We start from the raw sequence: 21,337 nt of genomic DNA, 5'->3' as shown, positions 1-21,337 counted from the left end.
GATGGCTGATAGTGGTTTTTATCATTTTTCAGGGCGATATAGGCTCACTATACTGCCATGCATTAACTCTGCATCGTTTTTTTTTATGGAAGGAGACAATCCATGAACAAGCCCCTGATCGTGATCACCGGCGCCAGTTCCGGCATCGGCGCCGCTACTGCCAAACTGTTCGCCCAGGCGGGCCATCCGCTGTTGCTGCTGGCCCGCCGCGTGGAGCGGCTGGAAGCCTTGGCGCTGCCGAATACCCTGTGCCGCCAGGTAGACGTGGTTGACCGCGCCGCCATGCGGCAAGCGCTGGCGGAAGCGGAGGCCAAGTATGGTCCGGCAGACGCCATCGTCAACAATGCCGGCGTGATGTTGCTGGGCGCGATGGCGCAGCAGGATCCGGACGAATGGCAGCGCATGCTGGACGTCAACGTCAAGGGCCTGCTCAACGGCATCCATGCGGTGCTGGCCGGCATGCAGGCGCGCGGTCGCGGCACCATCATCAATATCAGCTCGATTGCTGGCCGCAAGACCTTTCCCAGCCACGTAGCCTATTGCGGCACCAAGTTCGCCGTGCATGCGATCTCGGAAAACCTGCGCGAGGAAGTATCCGGGCAGGGCGTGCGGGTCATCACCATCGCGCCGGGCGCGGTGGAAACCGAGCTGCTGGGCCATACCACCGACGAGGCGATCAAGGCCGGTTATCAGGAGTGGAAGCAGCAGATGGGCGGCGTGCTGGCGGCAGACGATGTCGCCCAGGCCATCGCCTATGCTTACGGCCAGCCGCAACGGGTGTGCATCCGCGAGATCGTGCTGGCGGCCACTGGCCAAGCCGCCTGAGCCTGGGACGGGAAGTGAAAAACCAAAGCGAGCGCCGAGAGGCGGCTCGCTTTAGTTTTGGGTGGTTGTTTTTCGGGGGACTCTGGCGGGAGGGGACGATAAAGCCATGAAATGCAATATGCATATCAAGTTGGGCGTTTAGCAGAATTGATTCTTTCAAACTTCAATACCCATATTGCATAAATAAATCTCCGTGGCACCACACAACAAGGAGAAAGAGATCATGACCCATCGATTCATCCGCCTGTTCGTCCTCGGGGCGGCTCTGGCAGGCCAAGGCGCGCTGGCGATGCCGGTGAACAACAGCTACATCCAGGCCAGCGCCGGCGAGATTCGCGGTTTTCTGGGCAGTTACGCCAGGCCCACAGTCTATGTGGACCAAAATGCTTGCGGCGAGCCGGAGACCAGCGCCATGGCCTGCGGCCCGTATACCATCAGCGTTGGCACCAGTTTCCTGCAGCAGCAGGAGAACAGCTATGGCAACTATGTGGCCAAGTTCATCCTGGCGCATGAGTGGGGGCATTCTGTTCAATTCACTCGCGGGATCGACCGCCGGCCGCCGATGCAGGAGCTGCAGGCGGATTGCGTGGGCGGCACTTTCGCCAAATACGCCGAAACCAATCTGCGCTACCCCAGCTTCATCGAGAACGCGGTGGCCTCGGCGCGCGACGCGGCGGATTACCAGGAGCATGGCACCCCGTCGCAGCGCGACTACTACTCGCGCTATGGCTACGCCAATGGCTTCAATAGCTGCATGACGCGGATCTGACGATGAAAAGGGCAACCTTACTGTTGATTGCGGCTGCCGGGACAGCGGCCGCGGCGGCATGGTTCTGGCTGCCCGTTCACTCCGCAGGGGCCGGCGGCCAGCCGGCCCTCGCGGCGCAAGCCGGCATCGAGCTGCGGAACGGGACGGGGGAAGCGGCAGGCCAGGGCGGCACCAAGCCTGTGGCGGAGGGTTTCAGCTTCGCGGTGGGCGGCGATTCCGCGATGCCATCATCCGGGCAGCATCCGGCAGAGGCGCAGGACAGCGCGGAGGAAAAGGCGCGCAAGCAGCAGCTGCGCAAGCTGGGTTATCAGATCGACGCGCGCTATTACCGCATGTCGCTGGCCGAGCTGCGCGAGCAGGCGCGCCATGGCGATCCGCAAGCGCTGACCCATCTGGCGGAGCGTTATCTGTTCCAACTCGATGGCCATCCGCGCGAGCCGGACTATGAGCCTGGCTTTCATTATCGAGAGGAGGCCAGAGAGGCTTTGCAGCAAGCCTATGCGGCTGGCAACGCGCATGCCGCGGCGATGATCTCGGAAAGCTATTTGCTGGAAAAACAGCCGGAAGAAGCCGCTGCCTGGAATGTCGTGGCGCGCCGCGCCGGCGATGCGCTCAGCGCCGACTGGTTCCTGAAAACCAAGGACTACCAGGCGTTGACCGAGCAGCAGAAGACGGCCGCGGCCCTGCGCGCCGATCAACTGATGCAGGCGCTGCGGCAACGCAAGGCCAAACCGTAATCCGCGGCGCCTCAGCGCGGTTTGGGGCGCAAGGAGGCGCCCCGCACCTCAAACCTTACCGCATCCACCACCTTGCCATCGCCGCCGCGCAGCTCCAGCCGATGCCGGCCCGGCCATGGAAACCACGGCAAGGCCATGCCTTTGCCCAGCCGCTTGCCGTTCAGCCACCATTGGGGGTTGCTGACCCCGCGCGCGCGCAGCACCATGCGCTGATTGGCCGGCGGGACGTCCGGATCGAGCGCGAAGATGCTGCCCTCCACCGGCGCGACGATGCCGGGCGTCAGGTTGGCCGCGCTGCCGCGCTGCGGCACGATCAGCGAGCGTTCGGTCCCGGCGAGGAACCATTCCAGTCGGCTGGCCGCCACGTCGCCCTGATAGCGCACGCGTTGCTGGACCAAACCTGGCGGCGCGGCCGGCGGGGAGGATGCCGGGGCGGATTGCTGGGCGCGGTCCAGCACCGCCTGCCACACCGGCGCCGCGCCGTGCATGCCGGAAACATCCCACATCGGCTCGCCGCTGGCGTTGCCCACCCATGCGGCAACGGTGAAGCGGCGCGAGAAACCCACGGCCCAGTTGTCGCGCATGTCCTTGCTGGTGCCGGTTTTCACGGCGCTCCAGTAGCGCGTCGACAAGGCGTTTTCCAGGCCGAAGGTCAGCGCGCGCGCGGCGCGGTCGGACAGGATGTCGGCAATGATGAAGCTGCTGGCGGCATCCAGTTGGCGGACCGGCTTGGCTTTGGCGTCGGCCAGCGTCCAGCGCGGCGGGCTGGCCAGGCCCTGGTTGGCCAGCGTGCGGTAGGCGTTGGCCAGGTCCAGCAGGCGGATATCGGCCGCGCCCAGCGCCAGGCTGTAGCCGTAGTAATCGCCATCCTCGGTCAGGCTGGCCAGGCCCAGCTTGACCAGGCGGTCGCGCAGCGCGTTGGGGCTGACCATTTCTATGGTCCGCACCGCCGGGATGTTCAGCGACGAGGCCAGCGCGGTGCGAACCGGCACCAGGCCCTTGAAGTCTTTGGAATAGTTCTGAGGCGCGTACAGCCCCGCGCCGGTTTGCAGATCCAGCGGGCTGTCGTCCAGCAGCGAGGCGGCGGTCAGGTAATGCTTCTCCAGCGCCAGCTGATACAGAAACGGTTTCAGCGTGGAGCCGGCCTGGCGCAAGGCGGTCACGCCGTCCACCTCGGATGCATTGGACAGGCCGCGTCCGCTGGAGCCGACCCAGGCCAGGATGTCGCCGCTGCGGTTGTCCAGCACCACCAGCGCGCCGTCCTGCACATTGCGCTGCGACAACGCCGCCAGATGGCGGCGCAGCGCGGCGGCGGCGAAGCGCTGCAACGGCAGGTCCAGCGTGGTGGCGACGCGGCTGCCTGCGGCGTAGCCGCGCGTCTGCAGCAGCTTGCGCGCAAAGTGCGGCGCGTCCTGTTCCGCCAGCGGATTGGCGGCGCGGCTCTTGGCCAGCGCCTGGCTGGCGCGCACGGTTACCACGTTGCAGTCCGGCTTGCGGCCCATGTCTTGCAGAATGCGGCAGGCGCGCGCCGCCACCCGGTCCGGGGCGGCATTCGGCGCGCGGATCAGCGCCACCGCAATGGCGGACTCTTCCAGATTCAGCCCGGCCGGCAATTTGCCGAATAGCGTAGACGACAGGGCGGACAGCCCCACCAGCTCGCCGCGAAAGCCGACTAGATTCAGATACGCCTCAAGGATTTCCGCCTTGGTCCAGTGCCGCTCCAGCCAGGCGGCTGACCAGGTTTGGCCCATCTTCTGCCACAGGCTGCGCCCGCCCTTGGCCACCTTCAGATCCTCGTCCAGCAGGCCGGCTAGTTGCATGGTCAGCGTGGAGGCGCCGCGGGTGCGGGTGTTCCACAGGTTGGCCCAGGCCGCCGCAGCCGCGCCGGACCAGTCCACCCCGCTGTGTTGGTAGAAACGCTTGTCTTCGGACATCACCAGCGCCTGGCGAAACGCCGGCGAGGTGTCGGCCAGGCTGACCCAGTCCTGCCGCCGCGCCTGCTTGTCGATGCGCAAGCGCTGAAGCGTTTGGCCATGACGGTCCAACAGCACGACGTCGGATGGCTGCCAGGCGGCCTTGACCTCCTTGAAGGATGGTTGGCTCCAGGCGGGCGTGGTCAGCAGCGCCAGGCAAAGCGCGCAGATCGACCATGGCCGGGGCGCGGAGCCAATGGCCATGAAAAATAGAGCCGCCCGGCTTGGGAGCAAGGGGTGAAGCCAGCAAGGGTATGAACGTGCCATGCCTAACGCAGAGGGGAAGGAATGCTTGGCATGATACGGGAAGCGGCGGGATGGTTGCTGACAAATCCTTGGCGCGGCTGCTAAGGCAAGCGCTCTATCTTGACGGATTTAGGCAGCCACCAGCTGTAATCTTGATCCGCGCCCTGGCGCGGCAGCATGGGATTGTTGAGAAACAGCACCCGGTGATTTTCTCGTTTCAGCAGGCTTATCTCCTGCTGATGGTATTGGATGAAGAGTTTCTTGAAAGAGCCATCGCGCAGCGCCAGGTTCAGGCCGTTTTCTATCTGCCGAGCCAAGGCCTCATTGCCGCGGCGCACCCAGAAATACACCGGATACGGCGTGAAGAAGGCATAAGTCTTGTCCACGGCCAGCTCGGGATAGCGCGAGCCGTACTGCGTCAACTCTTTGGAGAATTCGTTGAGACCGCGCGGAAAGGCATCGAAGCGACGGGCATCCAGCATGGCGAACAAGCCCTCGTAACCGGGGCTGGCCACCACCTGGAAGCCATTGGCCTGCAGAATGGCCAGATCCGCCCACTGGCTGTTGAAGCCGAGTTTGATTTTGCTTTTCAGATCGACGGGCTGCAGGCGTTGGAACCATGCCGCATCAGACTTGCGGATCAGCAAGACGCGATAGCCCAGCATGCCGCGCAGTATGTCGACGCGGATCGGCCGCATATGCGCTTCCCGCTCCGGGTTGGGCGGCAAGGCCATCACATCCAGCGCCCCGGCTTGCATCATCGCCATCAGGCGAGATTGCGTAGTCCGGGAACTGTCCACCTGGTCGATCCGGTAGGGGCTGCCCGTGGGCCGGGTATGATCCAGCGCTAATTTCAGCAAGGCCCAGCGGTAGTCGTAGAGCGCGCCGGATGGCGCGCATCTTAGCGTCGATTCGTTCGCTCCGTGAGCGGATAAAGCAGTCAGGAACGCGCATGCCGCACAAGCGAGAAGGTTGAGCAACCGGCAGAGCGGCGATCTTGTGAGGCGGTGCGGCATGGTCGGGGCGGCTGAGCGGCAGCAGCAAATCCATCAATGGTTGTTAACGATAAAACGCCGGCGTTTCCTGCCTGCCTTGAGCCCTCTGGCTTGCGGATGATCTCTCTACTCCGCCTGGCCAGTAGTGGCTGTTTGGACATTTTGCAAAATCCATATTGCAATTTCAATTCGTTTTAAAGCAAAAATTAGCAATTTGGCAAAATGTCTTTCGGCACGCCGGTCCGTCCTAATCCAGGCAGGGTGGGCGGATGACGCGGCCCCTCCCCACATCTGGAGAGGGGCCGCGCGGCATCATTTGCCGTCATCTACGACTTTGAACAGCGGATTCGGCAGCATGCCGAACACCTCAGGCGCATACATTGCCTCGACGCGTGTCGGCGGCAGCTTGAAGACGCCCGGGTTGTTCAGGCGCATGGTGTATTCCACCTTCAGCTCGCCGCGCGGCACGTAGCCGTAGTAGGCGCGGTAGCCGGCGAAGCGGCGTTCGATGTAGTCGGCGTAGTCGCCGTCGCTGCCGGATTTGGCGTCGATGGCGGAGTCTCGGCCCAGGCCGCCGCCTTGTATGGTGGCGCCGGCGGGGATCGGGTCGTCCACTACCACCCAGCTCATATCGCTCTGCGCGCGGATGTCCAGCGTGACTTTCACCACGTCGCCCGGTTGATATCGGCCCGCTGCTTTCTGGCTCACCGGCGTCAGCGTCTTCTTGATGCTGTAGCCGGCGTAGCGCGGAGTTTTCAGCGGGATGGCCGCTTCGGCCTGGATCGTGGCCCATGGCGCGCCGGCTCCGGCGTGCTTCAGCTGCAGGCTGGCCGGGCCGGCAGGCCACGGCAGCAAGCCCAGCTGTTTCACGCCCTCCTGCGGCCAGGGGAGGCTCAGGCTGGTTTTGCCGAGTTGCGCGCGGGTCTGGCCGCTCACTGGGGTGGTTTCGAACTGGCGCGAGAACTGCCCGACCGCCAGCGCGCCCCATTGATTGGCGGTGGTGGTGCTCCAGTGGCCGCGCTGCTGGCGGCCCAGCAGCCCGGTCAGCAGCCTGGGCAAGTCGGTCTGCCAGTCCGGCAATTGGCGGGCGGCCAACAGCAGCCTGGCGGCGTTGACGTCGCCATTGCCCATCAGCCACCACGCGTTGTCGCTGGCCTCGGTGCTGAAGCCCATCCTGGCGCCTTGATAAGTGAGCCGCGCGCGCAGCAGATTGGACGCCTCGCTGATGCGGCTGGCGCGCTGCGGGATGTCTGCCACGTGGTTCAGCAGCGACAGCCAGTCCACCAGCATGGCCGTGCCCATTTTCTGCGGGTTCAGGTCCAGCACGTCCAGCATGGCCGGGTGGAAACGGCCGTAGCGCGCCAGCGCCTCCATGGCGGCGAGGCGGCGCGCGTCTGCATCCTGGCGGCTGCTGGGCAAATCGCGCTTGAGTTTGCCCTCGACGAAGGCGGATAGCCCATCCAGCATCTTGCCGCGCGGACCTTCCGGAATCGCCATCCCGGCCTCATGCGACGCGGCCAGCAGATAGCTGGTCAGCACGTCGCTGCCGCGGTCCGGCGCGCCTTCGCCAAGCGGGAAGTAGGCGGCTAGGCCGTTGCCGTCTAGGTACAGCGGCAGTTCGCTCATCAGCTGGCTCCAGCGCTTGGCGTCGGCCAGGCCCAGCGCGACGGAGCTGCGTTGCTCCAGGCACACATATGGATAGTCTTCGAACCAGCGGCGAACGCCGGGCAGGCTGTTGCCCAGCTTGGCTTGCAGGCTGACGCGGATGCCGCCGCGTCCCGGCAGGGCGCCCGGGGGCGGCGCCACCGGAATGGACAGCTCCGGCGACACGCGTTGCAGCGTGGCCTGTTCCACCGTCACCGGCACGGCGGGATCGATCTGCTGGCTGATGGCCAGCTTGTCGGCCGCCTTGCCGTCCACCTGTTGCGCGGCGAAGGTCCATTGCAGCGTTTTGACGCCTTCCGGCACCGTGACCTGCCAGCTGATGGGACGGGCTTCGCCCACCGGCAGGCTGATCTGGCGCGGCGGCAGCGCCGGCAGGCCGGGCGCGCTGGCGGAAACCTTGACCTGCAGCGGTTTGTCGCCGCCGTTGCGCACGGTGACGCCGGCGGCGAACTGGTCGCCCTCGCGCGCCAGCGGCGGAATGCCGGATGTCAGCTGCAGGTCCTGCGTGACGTTGATCTCGGCTTCGCCGCTGCCGAACAGATCATTGCCGACGTCGGCCACGGCTACCAGGCGGAAGCGGGTGAGGGCGTCGTTGATCGGCACCTTGATCCGGGCGCTGCCGTTGGCGTCCAGCACGACGCGCGGCTGCCAGGTCAGCAGCGTATCCAGCAGCTCCCGCGTCGGCGCCTTGCCCCCGCCGCCGCCCGGCGGCAACGATTTGCGGCCATAGTGGCGCTTGCCCACCACTTCCAGCTGCGCCGTGGCGGTTTCCACGCCGTAGCTGTGGCGCTGGTACATGGCCTGCATCAGTTCCCAGCTGTGGTTGGGCTGCAGCTCCAGCAGGGCTTGGTCCACGGCGGCGAAGGCCACCTCGGTGCCGGCCGGCGCCGGTTTGCCGTTGGGCAGCTTCACCTGGATGGCGACCTCGGCGTTCTCGCGTATGCCGTAGGTTTTGCGAGCCGGGGTGACTGACACGTCGAGGCGCTTGGCGGCGTCGCCTACCTGGATTTCGGCGACGCCGTACTTGAAGGCCGGGCGCGACAAGTCCACCATCGCTGTCGGCGGCGCGTAGTCGCCGCCTTCGTTCCAGTAGGCGTCCCACCATTCCGACGGGCTCCTCCAGCCCCAGGTGAAGAACGAATACCACGGCACGTCGCGCACGCGGCCGCGCACCGCCAGCACCGAGACGTAGACATTGGGCGTCCAGTCCGGCTCAACTTTTAATTCAATGGTGGGGTTCTTGCCTTCCAGCTCCAGCACACGGGTTTCCAGAATCCCTTCACGCTCGATCGCCAGCCAGGCGGTGGCCTTGCGGAAGGGCATGCGCACCTGGAAGCGGGCGGTTTCGCCGGGCAGATAGCTGGTTTTCTCGGCCAGGATGTCTATGCGGTCGTTGTTGTCGACGTCGAACCACAGCTCGTCGTGCTTGCTGACCCACACCGACTGCGCGGCCTGGGCGACGTTGCCTTGCTCATCCTTGGCCTCGGCGATCAGCTCCATGTCGCCGGCGTCTTTCAGATTGATGTCGCAGAATACCAGGCCGCGCGCGTCGGTGGTGCCGCTGCATACCTTGCCCTTGTCTTCGGTCTCCTCGTTGTGGTCCCAGGCGTAGAAGCCGCCGACCAGCCGCTTGCGGCTGGACAAGTAGCGATGCTCGCGCAGCGTGACTTTGACGTCCTGCTTGGCGAGGGGCTTGCCGGCGGTGTCCAGCACCACGGCTTTCAGTTTCAGCGCGCGGCCGGCGGTGATCCAGCTGTCCACGCTGACGCCCACCTGCAGCGCGGCCGGCCACAAGGGGATGCGGCGGCTGATGGTCTGGGTTTCGCCGTTAGGATCGCGGTAGGCGGCTTCGGTGACGAGGTCGTAGCGGCGATCGAGTTTGGGCAGCTTGTCGATCAGCGCCTTGCCGTTGCCATTGGCGTCCAGCTTCAGCGCAGCCTTGTCCAGCACCACTTTGCCGTCCAGCGAGGCATCGCTGCGGTCGGCGCCGCGTTGCGGCGGGGAAAAGCTGAAGTCGGAATACGCCTTGATGTGGGTGTAGCTGTCGGCCAGCATGGCGCTGACTTCCACTGGCCAGTCCTTGGCCGGTCCGCCGTTGCCCCAGGCCATGGACACGCTCAGCGGCACCTGCTTGGCGCCGATGTTCGCGCCTTTAGCGGTGAAGATGCGGCCGGTCATCGCCGGCAGGCGGAATTCCTCCACGCGGAAGCCGCCGCTTTGCAGCGAGTAGCCGTCCAGCTCCGGGCTCGACGGCTTGCCTTGGTCGTCCGGGCTGCGCGTGCCCTTGCGTTCCAGGTACAGCGTGTACTCGCCCAGCTTGGCCTCTTTGGGGATGGCATAGCTGCTTTCGGCATAGCGTCCTGCGCGCCAGGTCAGCGGCAGCTTGATTTCGTCGCCGCTGCCGTCATGGACGATGCGCAATTGCTGCGGCAACTGATTCGGGCGCAATTGGCCCAGGCCCTTGCCGGTCTGCACGCGCAGCAGGTGTTTCATCGAGACGGTTTCGCCGGCGCGGAACAGCGGCCGGTCCAGGATGGTATGCGCCAGGATGGAAGGGGTGTCGTTCCATTGCGTCGGGAACGGGAAGCGCCAGGACTCGATTCCGCGGTTCCAGCTGGAGCGGACGAAGGAGACATCATCATCGCCCTGGGCATCCCTGGCGCGTGCGGTGACGAACAGGCCGGACAGCTCCTCGTTGGAGCATTCGCCGCCGTTCAATTGCATGCCGGCCGTGGCGATGCCGTTCTTGTCGGTTTTGCCGGCCCACAAGGCCTCGCCCTTGCAGTTGTAGATATGGATGGCGGCATCGGGCACCGGCTTGCCTTTGTCCAGCGTGGTGACCCACACCGACGCGTTTTCGCCGGAGCGTTTCAGATGCACGGCCATATTGGTGACCAGGGCAGCGGAGCGCACATACATCGGCTTGTCCGCGCCCAGCAAGGACTTGCCGAGCAGGCGCGACGACACTTCCACCACATACAGGCCGGGCTTGGGCAGGGGGATGCCCACCACCTCGAACGGCCACTTGCCGCTTTTGTCCGGCTGGCTGGGCAGCTTCAGCGGCGCGGCGTCGCGGTTTTTGTTCAGCAGCGAGACGCGGCGGCTCTCTATCGTCTTGTCCTTGCCGGCCGGCAGATAGCTTTCATGGTAGCGCTGCACCTTGGCCAGCCAGCTCATGATGTCGGCGTCGCGAGAGAGCCGCAGCGCCTGGCCGCCCAGTTGCACGGTCTTGATGCCCAGGTTCGGCTCCACGCCGCGCAAGGTGATCGGCAGCGCGGCATCCGCGCCGGATTCGATGATGCCGAACGGCGCGGCGGCAAACTTGGCCAGCGGCGGATAATCGCCGAGCTTGATCGCCAGCGGGAAGCGGCCGGCGTTGAGCAGCGTGCGGCCGATTTCGTCGCGGAAGTCCTTGGGCAGGGTCAGGGTCAAGGTTTCCAGCGGCGGGAAGGGCGGCTCGAAGCGGATGCTGTCCACCGGCTCGCCCTTGACGCGCTGTTGCGCCTGCGGCGCGCGCTCCGCGCCGGCGCCGGATAGCCGCGCTGCCATCGCCAGTTTTTCCGGCACCGGAGAGCTGAAATTCAGCTCGATGGCCTTGAACGGGGTGCAAGGGCCTTTGGCGTTTTCACGCTGGCAGCGCATGGCCGCGCTGAAGGCCGGGCGGACCTGAAAGTCCAGTTTGTCCGGCTTGCCGGCGCCGCGCAGATGGATCAGCGACAATGCGCTGTCCGGCGCCAGCCGCTGATCGCAGCGGACGGTCAGCATGCGCGCGGCGTCCTTTTCCAGTTTCAGATGCTTGAGCAGCGCTGCGCGGTCCGGCGCAGAAAGCGGGCGCGCCGGGATGCGTTCCGGCAGGCTGGAGGACTGGCAATACAGCGAGGACGGCTGCACATTGGGCGCGTTGAAGCGCAGCACAAAGGCCTGGTCTTCTTCGATGCGGCCGTTGTCCGGCCAGCTTTGGCGGATGATGGGCTGTCCGGTGAAGAAGCGGAAGGCCGGTCCGCTGACGGGGTCGCCCTGCTGATCCTTGAGGCCGGGTTTCAGCGTGAAGCGGCAGTCGGTGTTGGCGGGCGGGGTTTCCGGGAGGTCCAGCGCCCAAGTCTTGTCGTCTACCCAATGGCCTTTGCCTTTCAGGCCGCAGCTCCAGGCAAACGGCGCCGGCGCCGCGCTATTGCCCAGCGCGATCATGCTGGAAGAAAAGGTGGCCCGGACCTGGCTGACTTCCTTCACTTCGCCCTGCGGACTGAAAGTGACGACGCCGGCAGCCGCGCCGACGGCATGGATGAAAAGGGCGACGGTCAGCGCGGCGCGCGCGAGTATTTTCATGGCCTGAGCTTTCAAGATGGGCGGCGGTGACATGGTCCACCGAGCATTGTTGTCATTCTTAGAGAATATTTTTACCGATGAAAATGGCAATTTGCATGCCTGCTCATGATATCAGACGATTCCGCCCATCGCGCCGCGCCAGAAAAATCCCGAGCAATATCAATCGGCAACTGCTGCGCGCTGCTTGGCGGAAAGAATCCCAGGCCGGCGCGTTAAGGACCAATCCATGCAGGCCCTATCTGTGAAGCAGCAGACAAGCCCGCGACGCGTGATATACTGTTCGTTTCGTTGGGTGCGTGGTGTAACTCCGCGCAGCGCCCGATTCCATGCCTGCCGGCAACGCCGCGACGGGCTTGGCCGGGCGTCGTACCGTCCCAGATGACTACAACCTGTCACACTCTAAGGAATCAACATGCAAGTACAGCTGGAAACTCTGAGCAATCTTGAGCGCCGCATGAACATCGCCCTGCCGATGGCCGCCATCGAAACGCAAGTGGCCGAACGCCTGAAGCGCGTGGCTCGCGGCGCCAAGATCCAAGGTTTCCGCCCGGGCAAGGCTCCGCTGAAGATCGTGGAAATGAACTACGGCGCCCAGGTGCGTGAAGAAGTGATGGGTGAGCAGGTGCAGCAAGGCTTCTACCAAGCCGTGACCGAGCAGAAACTGCGCGTGGCCGGCTACCCGCGCTTCGAGCCGGTTGCCGCTGGCGAAGACAAGGAAAACTTCAAGTTTGCCGCTACTTTTGAAGTCTACCCGGAAGTCAAGGTAGCCGAGATGGCCGGCAAGGAAATCGAAAAGCCGACCGTCACCGTGGGCGATGCCGAGATCGAAAAGACCATCGACATCCTGCGCAAGCAGCGCACCCGCTTCAACCGCGTTGAGCGCGAAGCGGCCAACGGCGACCGCGTGATCATCGACTTCAAGGGCGTCATCGATGGCGTGGCCTTCGAAGGCGGTTCCGCCGAGAACTTCCCGTTCGTGCTGGGCCAAGGCCAGATGCTGGCCGAGTTCGAAGCCGGCGTGATCGGCGCCAAAGAAGGCGACATCAAGAGCGTGGAAGTGAGCTTCCCGGCTGATTACCACGGCAAGGACGTGGCCGGCAAAACCGCCGTGTTCGAAATCCTGGTGAAGAACGTCGCCGAAGCCGTGCTGCCGGAAGTCGACGCCGACTTCGCCAAGGCGCTGGGCATCGCCGAAGGCGACGTGGAAAAGATGCGCGCCGAAATCCGCAAGAACGTTGAGCGCGAAGTGAAGCGCCGCCTGCAGGCCCGCATCAAGGAAAACGTGATGCAAGCGCTGATCGACGCGACCGAAATCGAACTGCCGAAGGCTCTGGTGAGCCTGGAGATCGGCCGTCTGGTCGAGCAGGCCCGTCGCGACATGCAACAGCGCGGCATGAACGTCAAGGATATGCCGTTCCCTCCGGAACTGTTCGCCGCCCAGGCCGAGCGTCGCGTCAAGCTGGGTCTGATCCTGTCCGAAATGGTGGAAGCCAACAAGCTGGAAGCCAAGCCGGAACAGGTTCGCGCCATGATCACCGAGTTCGCCGACAGCTACGAGCAGCCGGAAGACGTGCTGGCCTGGTACTATGAGAGCGCAGACCGCCTGGAAGGCCCGACTTCCATGGTTCTGGAAGACAACGTGGTTGAATTTGTGCTGTCTCAGGCCAATGTAGTATCGAAGGAGCTGTCCTTCGACGAACTGATGGGCAGCCAAGCCTGATAACCAAGTGGAGTGGCCGATGAAATCTATGATGGAACCGCAAGGTCTGGGCCTGGTGCCCATGGTGGTGGAGCAGAGTGGTCGTGGCGAACGCGCCTATGACATCTACTCGCGCCTCCTGAAAGAGCGTATCGTCTTCCTGGTCGGCCCCGTCACCGACGAGTCGGCCAACCTGGTTGTGGCGCAGATGCTGTTCCTGGAATCGGAAAACCCGGACAAGGACATCCACTTCTACATCAACTCGCCGGGCGGCTCCATTACCGCCGGCATGTCGATCTACGATACGATGAACTTCATCAAGCCGGATGTTTCCACCCTGTGCATCGGGCAGGCGGCCAGCATGGGCGCCTTCCTGCTTGCCGCAGGCACCCATGGCAAGCGTTTCGCGCTGGAAAACAGCCGGGTGATGATCCACCAGCCGCTGCTGTACGGCGGCGGTCTGTCCGGTCAGGTGACCGACATCGAGATCCATGCTCGCGAGCTGGTCAAGGTGAAGGCCAAGATGAACGAGCTGTTGGCCAAGCACTCCGGCCAGGAGCTGGAGCGGGTGATGGCCGATACCGAGCGCGACAACTTCATGTCTGCCGAAGAGGCCCGCGCCTACGGCATGATCGATAAAGTGCTGTCTTCCCGCCGGGACGTGACGGCGTAAGTAGTGGAATTGGCTAATGGCTGACAAAAACAGCAACGAAAAGCTTCTGTACTGCTCCTTCTGCGGAAAGAGCCAGCATGAGGTGCAGCGGCTGATCGCCGGCCCGCAGGTGTTCATTTGCAATGAATGCGTCGAGCTGTGCAACGACATCATCCGCGAGGAGCTGGAAAAAGGCGGCAGCATCGAGACGCTGGGCGGAGTTTCCGCCGAGCGCCCGCTGCCGACGCCGCAGGAGATTCGCGCGGACCTGGACCAGTACATCATCGGGCAGGACTTCGCCAAGAAGACCCTGTCTGTGGCGGTGTACAACCACTACAAGCGCCTCTACAACAAGGGCGGCAAGGACGACGTCGAACTGGCCAAGAGCAACATCCTCTTGATCGGCCCGACCGGCTCCGGCAAGACTCTGCTGGCCCAATCGCTGGCGCGCCTGTTGGATGTGCCTTTCGTCATCGCCGACGCCACCACGCTGACCGAGGCGGGGTACGTGGGCGAGGATGTCGAGCACATCATCCAGAAGCTGCTGCAGAAGTGCGACTACGATGTGGACAAGGCCCAGCGCGGCATCGTCTACATCGACGAGATCGACAAGATCTCGCGCAAGTCGGAAAACCCGTCCATCACCCGCGATGTATCGGGCGAGGGCGTGCAGCAGGCGCTGTTGAAGCTGATCGAGGGCACGGTCGCCTCGGTTCCGCCGCAAGGCGGCCGCAAGCATCCGAACCAGGAATTCATCCAGGTGGACACCACCAACATCCTGTTCATTTGCGGCGGCGCTTTCGATGGTCTGGACAAGATCATCCGCCAGCGTTCCGAAAAGGGCGGCATCGGCTTCGGCGCCGAAGTCTCCTCCAAGGATGACGGAAAGAGCCTGACCAAGCTGTTCCAGGAAGTCGAGCCGCAGGACATCATCCGTTTCGGCCTGATTCCGGAGCTGATTGGCCGTCTGCCGGTGGTCGCCACGCTGGAAGAGCTGGACGAGGAGGCGCTGGTTTCCATCCTGACCCAGCCGAGAAACGCGCTGATCAAGCAGTACCAGAAGCTGTTCTCGCTGGAATCGGTGGACCTGGAAGTGCGTCCGTCCGCGCTGCGCGTCATCGCCAAGCAGGCGCTGGCTCGCAAGACCGGCGCCCGCGGCCTGCGTTCCATCCTGGAGCGCGCGCTCCTGGACACGATGTACGAACTGCCGTCCATGCAGGACGTGGAGAAAGTCGTCGTGGACGAGAAGGTGATCGAGAAGGGCGACAAGCCGCTTTTCATCTACCGCGAGGGCGGCGGTGTGGCACAATCCGCCTGAAGGCCTGGCCTGAATGACTGAACCGCCCGGCAGGGCGGTTTTTTATTTGTCACCGTCGTAATCTGTTTTAGTATGGGGTGTTGATATTTTGGTATCGAGCCCCATTTCCCAAGCATTGTATTCCCAAGCTAAGGTTAGGTGATATGCCGCAACCCGCAGAAATCAGAGAAGAGACCACGCTGCCGCTGCTGCCCTTGCGCGATGTGGTGGTCTTCCCGCATATGGTCATCCCGCTGTTCGTCGGGCGGGCCAAGTCCATCCGCGCGCTGGAACTGGCGATGGACGAAGGCAAGCAGATCCTGCTGGTGGCCCAGCGTTCGGCCTCCAAGGATGAGCCTTCGGCCGAGGATCTATACAGCGTCGGCACCATCGCGGCCGTGCTGCAGATGCTCAAGCTGCCGGACGGCACCGTCAAGGTGCTGGTCGAAGGCCGTCAGCGCGCCACCATCAAGCAGGTGGGCGAGGAGGATGGCTGCTTCGTCGCAGAGTTCACGCCGCTGTCCAGCGAGCTGGAAGAAACCAATGAGACCGAGGCGATGCGCCGCGCGCTGCTCGCCCAGTTCGAACAATACGTCAAACTGAACAAGAAGATCCCGCCGGAGGTGCTGAACTCGCTGGCTGGGATCGATCGCGCCGGCCGCATGGCCGACAGCATCATCGCCCATCTGCCGCTGAAGCTGGAGCAGAAGCAGGAAGTGCTGGAGATGTTCGATGTGCAGACCCGCCTCGAGCACCTGATGTCGCAGCTGGAAGGCGAAATCGACATCCTGCAGGTGGAAAAGCGCATCCGCGGCCGCGTCAAGCGCCAGATGGAAAAGAGCCAGCGCGAGTACTACCTGAACGAGCAGGTCAAGGCCATCCAGAAAGAGCTGGGCGAGATGGACGAGGCCAGCGACCTGGACGAGCTGGAGCGCCGCATCAAAGTGGCCGGCATGAGCAAGGAAGGCCGCGAAAAAGCGCAGTCCGAGCTGAAAAAGCTGAAGATGATGTCGCCGATGTCGGCCGAGGCCACCGTGGTCCGCAACTACATCGACACGCTGCTCGAGCTGCCGTGGAAGAAGAAGACCAAGATCAGCAAAGACGTGGCCAAGGCCGAGGAAGTGCTGGATGAGGATCACTTTGGCCTGGAAAAGGTCAAGGAACGCATTCTGGAGTATCTGGCGGTGCAGCAGCGCGTCGATCGCCTGAAGGCGCCCATCCTGTGCCTGGTCGGCCCTCCGGGCGTCGGCAAGACCTCCCTGGGGCAGTCTTTGGCCCGCGCCACCAATCGCAAGTTCGTGCGCATGGCGCTCGGCGGCGTGCGCGACGAGTCCGAGATCCGCGGCCATCGCCGCACCTATATCGGCTCCATGCCGGGCAAGGTGTTGCAGAATATGTCCAAGGTAGGCGTCAAGAACCCGCTGTTCCTGCTGGACGAAGTGGACAAGATGGGCGCCGATTTCCGCGGCGATCCGTCCTCGGCGCTGCTGGAAGTGCTGGATCCGGAACAGAACCATGCCTTCATCGATCATTACGCCGAAGTCGAGTTCGACCTGTCCGATGTGATGTTCGTCGCTACGGCCAACTCGCTGAACATTCCGCCCGCGCTGCTGGATCGGATGGAAATCATCCGCTTGTCAGGCTACACAGAAGACGAGAAGGTCAATATCGCGCTGAAGTACCTGCTGCCGAAGCAGATCGAGGCCAATGGCGTGCGCGAGGGCGAGTTGCTGGTGCAGGAGTCTGCCATCCGCGACATCGTGCGCTACTATACCCGTGAGGCCGGTGTGCGCAGTCTGGATCGCGAAATCGCCAAGATCTGCCGCAAGGTTGTGACAGGGGCCTTGCTCAAGCCGGGCAAGACTGGCAAGGTTACGGTGTCGGCCAAGAATCTGGACAAGTATCTGGGTGTGCGGCGTTTCGACTACGGCTTGGCCGAAGAGGAAAACCGCATCGGCCAGGTTACCGGCCTGGCCTGGACCGAGGTAGGCGGCGAATTGCTGACCATCGAGGCAGTATCGCTGCCGGGCAAGGGTAGCATCGTGCGCACCGGCCAGTTGGGCGAGGTGATGCAGGAGTCGATCACGGCGGCGATGAGCGTGGTGCGCAGCAGGGCGCGCAGCCTGGGCATCAAGCCGGACTTCTACGAGAAGTGCGACATGCACATCCACGTGCCGGAAGGCGCGACGCCCAAGGATGGCCCGAGCGCGGGCATTGCGATGACGACGGCCATCGTTTCGGTGTTGACCGGCATTCCGGTGCGCGCCGATGTGGCGATGACCGGCGAAATCACGCTGCGCGGCGAGGTGTTGCCGATCGGCGGTTTGAAGGAGAAGTTGTTGGCGGCTCATCGCGGCGGCATTCGCCACGTGCTGATTCCCAAAGGCAACGAAAAAGACTTGGCGGAGATTCCGGCTAACATCAAGCAGAAGCTGGAAATCCACCCTGTCAAGTGGATTGACGAGGTTCTCGCGCTGGCATTGGAGCGTCAACCGGAAGAATTGTCGCAAGAAGAACAATCTGGCGAGATTCCCCCGGCACAGGACGCCAGTGGCGGACTCTCGGTTTTGAAGCATTAAGAATCATGACCTTAGCGAAGCTGTGAATATCCTTGGATTTCGCAACTTGCAAATGGGCTTGCTGAATAGCAAAACACCCGTGGAAGCCGCTTGACACAAGGATTTCCGGCTTGCTATAAAGCAAGCGTTTTTATCCGAATTACGTAGACCGAAGAACGACGAAAGGGGACTTACGTGAACAAGTCTGAACTGATTGACGCCATCGCCGCAGAGGCCGACATTTCCAAGGCTGCTGCCGCCAAGGCACTGGACGGCATGGTTGCTGCCGTTACCGATGCCTTGAAGAAAGGCGATACCGTGACTCTGGTGGGCTTTGGCACCTTCTATGTGGGCGAGCGCGCCGAGCGCAGCGGCCGCAATCCGAAGACCGGCGAAACCATCAAGATCCCGGCGGCACGTTCTCCGAAGTTCCGTGCTGGCAAGGCACTGAAAGACGCGCTATAATCGCGGCTTCGCCGTCGTCTGAGACGGTGGCGAAGTAAGGGCGTTTAGCTCAGTTGGTAGAGCGTCTGCCTTACAAGCAGAATGTCGGCGGTTCGACTCCGTCAACGCCCACCACAGCTCGGAGCGGTAGTTCAGTTGGTTAGAATACCGGCCTGTCACGCCGGGGGTCGCGGGTTCGAGTCCCGTCCGCTCCGCCAAATACACGAGAGAAGGTGAACCGGTTCAACCCGTTCACCTTTTTTTTTAAGGGATGGCTAGAGCCAATTGCCATGTTCGAGTTTGTCCAGAACAACAAAACCGTTATTCAAGTGATCCTGGGCGCCGTGGCCCTGACCTTCGTCGGCTTCGGCGTCAGCAGCTACACCGGCGCGACCGATGACCCATATCTGGTCAAAGTGGGCAGCACCAAGATCTACAAGCGTGACCTCGATCGCGCGCTCGAGGGCCAATCCAGCGATCCGGCCACCCGCCAGGCCATGCTGGAAAACATGATCCGCCGCGAACTGCTGCTGGCCGACGCGCGCGACCATGGCGGCACCATCAGCCCGGATCAGTTGCGCAAGTTCATCGCGGCCATCCCCATCTTTCAGGAAAACGGCCAGTTCAGTCCGGACCGCTATAGCGAGTTCCTGAAGAGCCGCTACCCGTCGGCCGAGGCTTTCGAGGCGGAAATCAGCCGCGACCTGCTGGTGCGCAGCCAACTGGACAGCGTTGCCGGAACCCAGTTCGTTCCTGACGTCATCGTCAACCATGTGGCCGCGCTGCTGGGCGAAGGCCGCGAGCTGCAGGCCTTGCTGATCAAGCCGTCCGACTTCGCCGCCGAGGTGAAGACCGATGACGCCGCGATCAAGGCCTTCTACGATGCCAATGCCAAGCGTTTCCGCAGCGCCGAGCAGGTGAAGCTGGACTACGTGCTGTTGTCGCAGGACGCCGTGGCGCAGGGCATCAAGATCAGCGATGCCGACGTGCAGAAGTATTATGACCAGCACAAGGCGGACTTGGCCGGCGAACAGCGCCGCGCCTCGCACATCCTGCTGGCGGTGGACAAGAGCGCCAAGCCGGAACAGAAAGCCAAGATCAAGGCTGAGGCGGAAGCCATTCTGAAGGACGTGCGCGCCAACCCGGCCAAGTTTGCCGAAATCGCCAAGGCCAAGTCGCAGGATCCGGGCTCGGCCGAGAAGGGCGGCGACCTTGGTTTCAACGCCCGCGGCGTGATGGTCAAGCCGTTCGATGACGCGGTATTCGCCATGAGGCCGGGTCAGATCAGCGATCTGGTGGAAACCGAGTACGGCTTCCACATCATCAAGCTGGACGAGGTCAAGAGCCAGACGCTGGATCAGGTGAAGGGCGCCATCATCGACAAGCTGCAGAAGCAGAAGGCGGCCGCGTTGTTCCGCGAGCAATCCGACAAGCTGAATGAGGTTTCCTATCAGCAGGCGGATTCGCTGAAGGGCGTGGTGGAGGCGTTGAAGCTGGAGGTCAAGCATTCCGGCTGGATCCAGCGCAACCAGCCTGCCCAGGACGATCTGCTGGGCAACACCAAGCTGCTGCAGGCCGTGTTCAGCGACGACGTGCTGAAGAAGAAGCATAACAGCGAGGTGGTGGATGTCGGCGGCGGCCGCTTGGTGGTGGCGCGCGTCGCCGATCATCAGCCGGAGCGTCAGCTGCCGATCGCGGAAGTCCGCGACCAGATCAAGGGCGAGTTGATCGCCCGCGACGGCGCCAAGCTGGCCGACAAGAAGGGCCAGGCCCTGCTGGCCGAGCTGAAGGCCGGCAAAAACATCGACGCGCAGCAGTGGACGCCGGCGCAGACGGTGTCCCGCCGCGCGCCCAGCCTGCCGCAGGCCGATATGCGCGCCGTATTCGCGGTGGGCGCGGCCAAGCTGCCCGGCTTTGCCGGCGTGCGCCACGATACCGGCGAGTATGTGATCTATCGCGTCAACAAGGTGATTGCCGCGCCGGCGATCAGCGATGCCGAGCGCGCCCAGCTGGGCGGCCAGCTGGGCCAGGTCAGCGCCGATGGTCAACTGGGCGCTTATTTGAAGACCCTGCGCGAGAAGTATCCGGTCACCGCTGGCAAACAGTCGCTGAGCGACAGCAACTGACAGCGCGTTGCAAGCAGCAAGCCCCGCTTCCGGCGGGGCTAATGTGATGGTCAGCCCGACTCAACCGCCCTGCTGGCGTAAGCTAGCAGGGCGGTTTCCCTTTCTGCGCAGGAGGTCCTCATGGCTACCGTCACCCTCATCGGCATCGATATCGGCAAACACAGCTTTTACTTGGTGGCACACGATGTCCACGGCAATATCTTGCTCAAACGCCAGTTTGGCCGCCACTCCCTGATCGACTTCCTCGCCCGCCACCCGCCCTGCCGCATCGTCATGGAGGCCTGCTGCGGCGCGCACTGGCTGGCCCGCAAGCTGGCCGGCTTCGGCCATGCCGTCCCGTTGATCGCGCCGCAATACGTGCGTCCCTTCGTCCAAGGCAACAAGAACGATTTTCTCGATGCCCAGGCCATTTGCGAAGCCGCATCGCGTCCCACCATGCGCTACGTCGCCGTGAAATCGCCCGAACAGCAGGCTCAGTCGGCGCTGCACCGTTTGCGTGAAGCGCGCATCCGCGAGCGGGTGCAGACCAGCAACCAGATTCACGCCTTGCTGCTGGAGTTCGGCCTGGCGCTGCCGCAGGGAGTGCGCGGGCTGCAGCAAGCGCATGTGCTGCTGAGAGAACACGATGCCGCCTTGCCCGAAGGCGCCTGGCGCGTGTTGGAGAAACAGTTGCAGCACCACGATCTGCTGCTGCAGGAGATCGAGACGCTGGATCGCGAGATCGCTGCTCAGGCTAAACAGGATGATGTGGCGCGGCGCTTGATGACGGTGCCGGGCATCGGCCCGATCACCGCCAGCCAGTTGGCGGCCGATGCAGGCAATGCCAAGGGGTACGGCCATGCGCGCGACTTTGCCGCCTCGCTGGGTCTGGTGCCGCGGCAGCACTCGACAGGCGGCAAGGCCAAGCTGTTAGGCATCAGCAAACGCGGAGACAAATCGCTGCGCCGGCTGCTGGTGCAATGCGCGCATGTGATCATGCAGCGAGCGGCGCACTGGGACAGTGCCCTGGCCCAGTGGACGGCCCA

At 63.5% G+C, this 21,337-nt stretch carries 13 protein-coding genes and 2 tRNA genes; 12 read left to right on the top strand and 3 right to left on the bottom strand.

The genetic code is table 11. The annotated features are described in order from the left end of the window. The first annotated feature begins 102 nt into the window (after positions 1-102). From C2134_RS01025 to C2134_RS01015, 3 genes are all read left to right on the top strand, one after another. Positions 103-825 carry an SDR family oxidoreductase gene (locus tag C2134_RS01025; protein ID WP_103316794.1) on the top strand — a complete coding sequence of 241 codons (723 nt, stop codon included), beginning with the start codon at positions 103-105 and terminating at the stop codon, positions 823-825. A gap of 223 nt (positions 826-1,048) precedes the next feature. Then, positions 1,049-1,594, top strand: coding sequence for a neutral zinc metallopeptidase (locus C2134_RS01020; RefSeq protein WP_103316792.1), 546 nt, complete (start codon positions 1,049-1,051; stop codon positions 1,592-1,594). A gap of 2 nt (positions 1,595-1,596) precedes the next feature. Next, positions 1,597-2,331, top strand: a complete 735-nt coding sequence (locus C2134_RS01015; protein ID WP_146042044.1) for a hypothetical protein — start codon at positions 1,597-1,599, stop codon at positions 2,329-2,331. An 11-nt stretch (positions 2,332-2,342) separates the two neighbouring features. Here the strand turns inward: C2134_RS01015 and pbpC are convergent, their stop codons facing one another. The 3 genes from pbpC to C2134_RS01000 form a co-directional block, all read right to left on the bottom strand. Beyond that, positions 2,343-4,508: a penicillin-binding protein 1C gene (gene pbpC, locus C2134_RS01010; RefSeq protein WP_103316789.1), complete on the bottom strand. Its 2,166-nt coding sequence runs from the start codon at positions 4,506-4,508 to the stop codon at positions 2,343-2,345. Between the two features lie 143 nt (positions 4,509-4,651). Further along, positions 4,652-5,566 (bottom strand): substrate-binding periplasmic protein, encoded by a 915-nt coding sequence (locus C2134_RS01005; RefSeq protein ID WP_199179842.1) that lies wholly within the window; start codon positions 5,564-5,566, stop codon positions 4,652-4,654. Positions 5,567-5,857: 291 nt separating this feature from the next. Then, positions 5,858-11,536 carry an alpha-2-macroglobulin family protein gene (locus C2134_RS01000; protein ID WP_199179841.1) on the bottom strand — a complete coding sequence of 1,893 codons (5,679 nt, stop codon included), beginning with the start codon at positions 11,534-11,536 and terminating at the stop codon, positions 5,858-5,860. 412 nt (positions 11,537-11,948) lie between these two features. Between C2134_RS01000 and tig the strand changes: the two genes are divergently transcribed. From tig to C2134_RS00955, 9 genes are all read left to right on the top strand, one after another. Continuing rightward, positions 11,949-13,256 carry a trigger factor gene (gene tig / locus C2134_RS00995; protein WP_103316785.1) on the top strand — a complete coding sequence of 436 codons (1,308 nt, stop codon included), beginning with the start codon at positions 11,949-11,951 and terminating at the stop codon, positions 13,254-13,256. Positions 13,257-13,275: 19 nt separating this feature from the next. Then, on the top strand, positions 13,276-13,908 hold the full coding sequence (gene clpP, locus C2134_RS00990) for an ATP-dependent Clp endopeptidase proteolytic subunit ClpP (RefSeq protein WP_103316783.1): 633 nt from the start codon (positions 13,276-13,278) through the stop codon (positions 13,906-13,908). A gap of 16 nt (positions 13,909-13,924) precedes the next feature. Continuing rightward, positions 13,925-15,205: an ATP-dependent Clp protease ATP-binding subunit ClpX gene (gene clpX, locus C2134_RS00985; protein ID WP_103316782.1), complete on the top strand. Its 1,281-nt coding sequence runs from the start codon at positions 13,925-13,927 to the stop codon at positions 15,203-15,205. 143 nt (positions 15,206-15,348) lie between these two features. Beyond that, on the top strand, positions 15,349-17,763 hold the full coding sequence (gene lon, locus C2134_RS00980) for an endopeptidase La (RefSeq protein ID WP_103316780.1): 2,415 nt from the start codon (positions 15,349-15,351) through the stop codon (positions 17,761-17,763). A 174-nt stretch (positions 17,764-17,937) separates the two neighbouring features. Continuing rightward, complete coding sequence (locus tag C2134_RS00975) at positions 17,938-18,207, top strand: HU family DNA-binding protein (RefSeq protein WP_043572292.1); 270 nt, start codon at positions 17,938-17,940, stop codon at positions 18,205-18,207. A gap of 38 nt (positions 18,208-18,245) precedes the next feature. Next, positions 18,246-18,321, top strand: a tRNA-Val gene (locus tag C2134_RS00970). Between the two features lie 6 nt (positions 18,322-18,327). After that, positions 18,328-18,404: transfer RNA gene (locus C2134_RS00965), tRNA-Asp, on the top strand. 72 nt (positions 18,405-18,476) lie between these two features. Then, positions 18,477-20,312: a SurA N-terminal domain-containing protein gene (locus C2134_RS00960; protein ID WP_103316778.1), complete on the top strand. Its 1,836-nt coding sequence runs from the start codon at positions 18,477-18,479 to the stop codon at positions 20,310-20,312. A 120-nt stretch (positions 20,313-20,432) separates the two neighbouring features. Next, positions 20,433-21,337 (top strand): IS110 family RNA-guided transposase (locus C2134_RS00955; RefSeq protein ID WP_103316776.1); only part of this gene is annotated, 905 nt, incomplete at its 3' end.

Origin of the sequence: Chromobacterium sinusclupearum (genome assembly GCF_002902845.1) — a bacterium.
Taxonomy (GTDB): domain Bacteria; phylum Pseudomonadota; class Gammaproteobacteria; order Burkholderiales; family Chromobacteriaceae; genus Chromobacterium; species Chromobacterium sinusclupearum.
The sequence above is the reverse complement of the archived record's forward strand: the minus strand, read 5'-3'. Positions and strand labels throughout refer to the sequence as shown.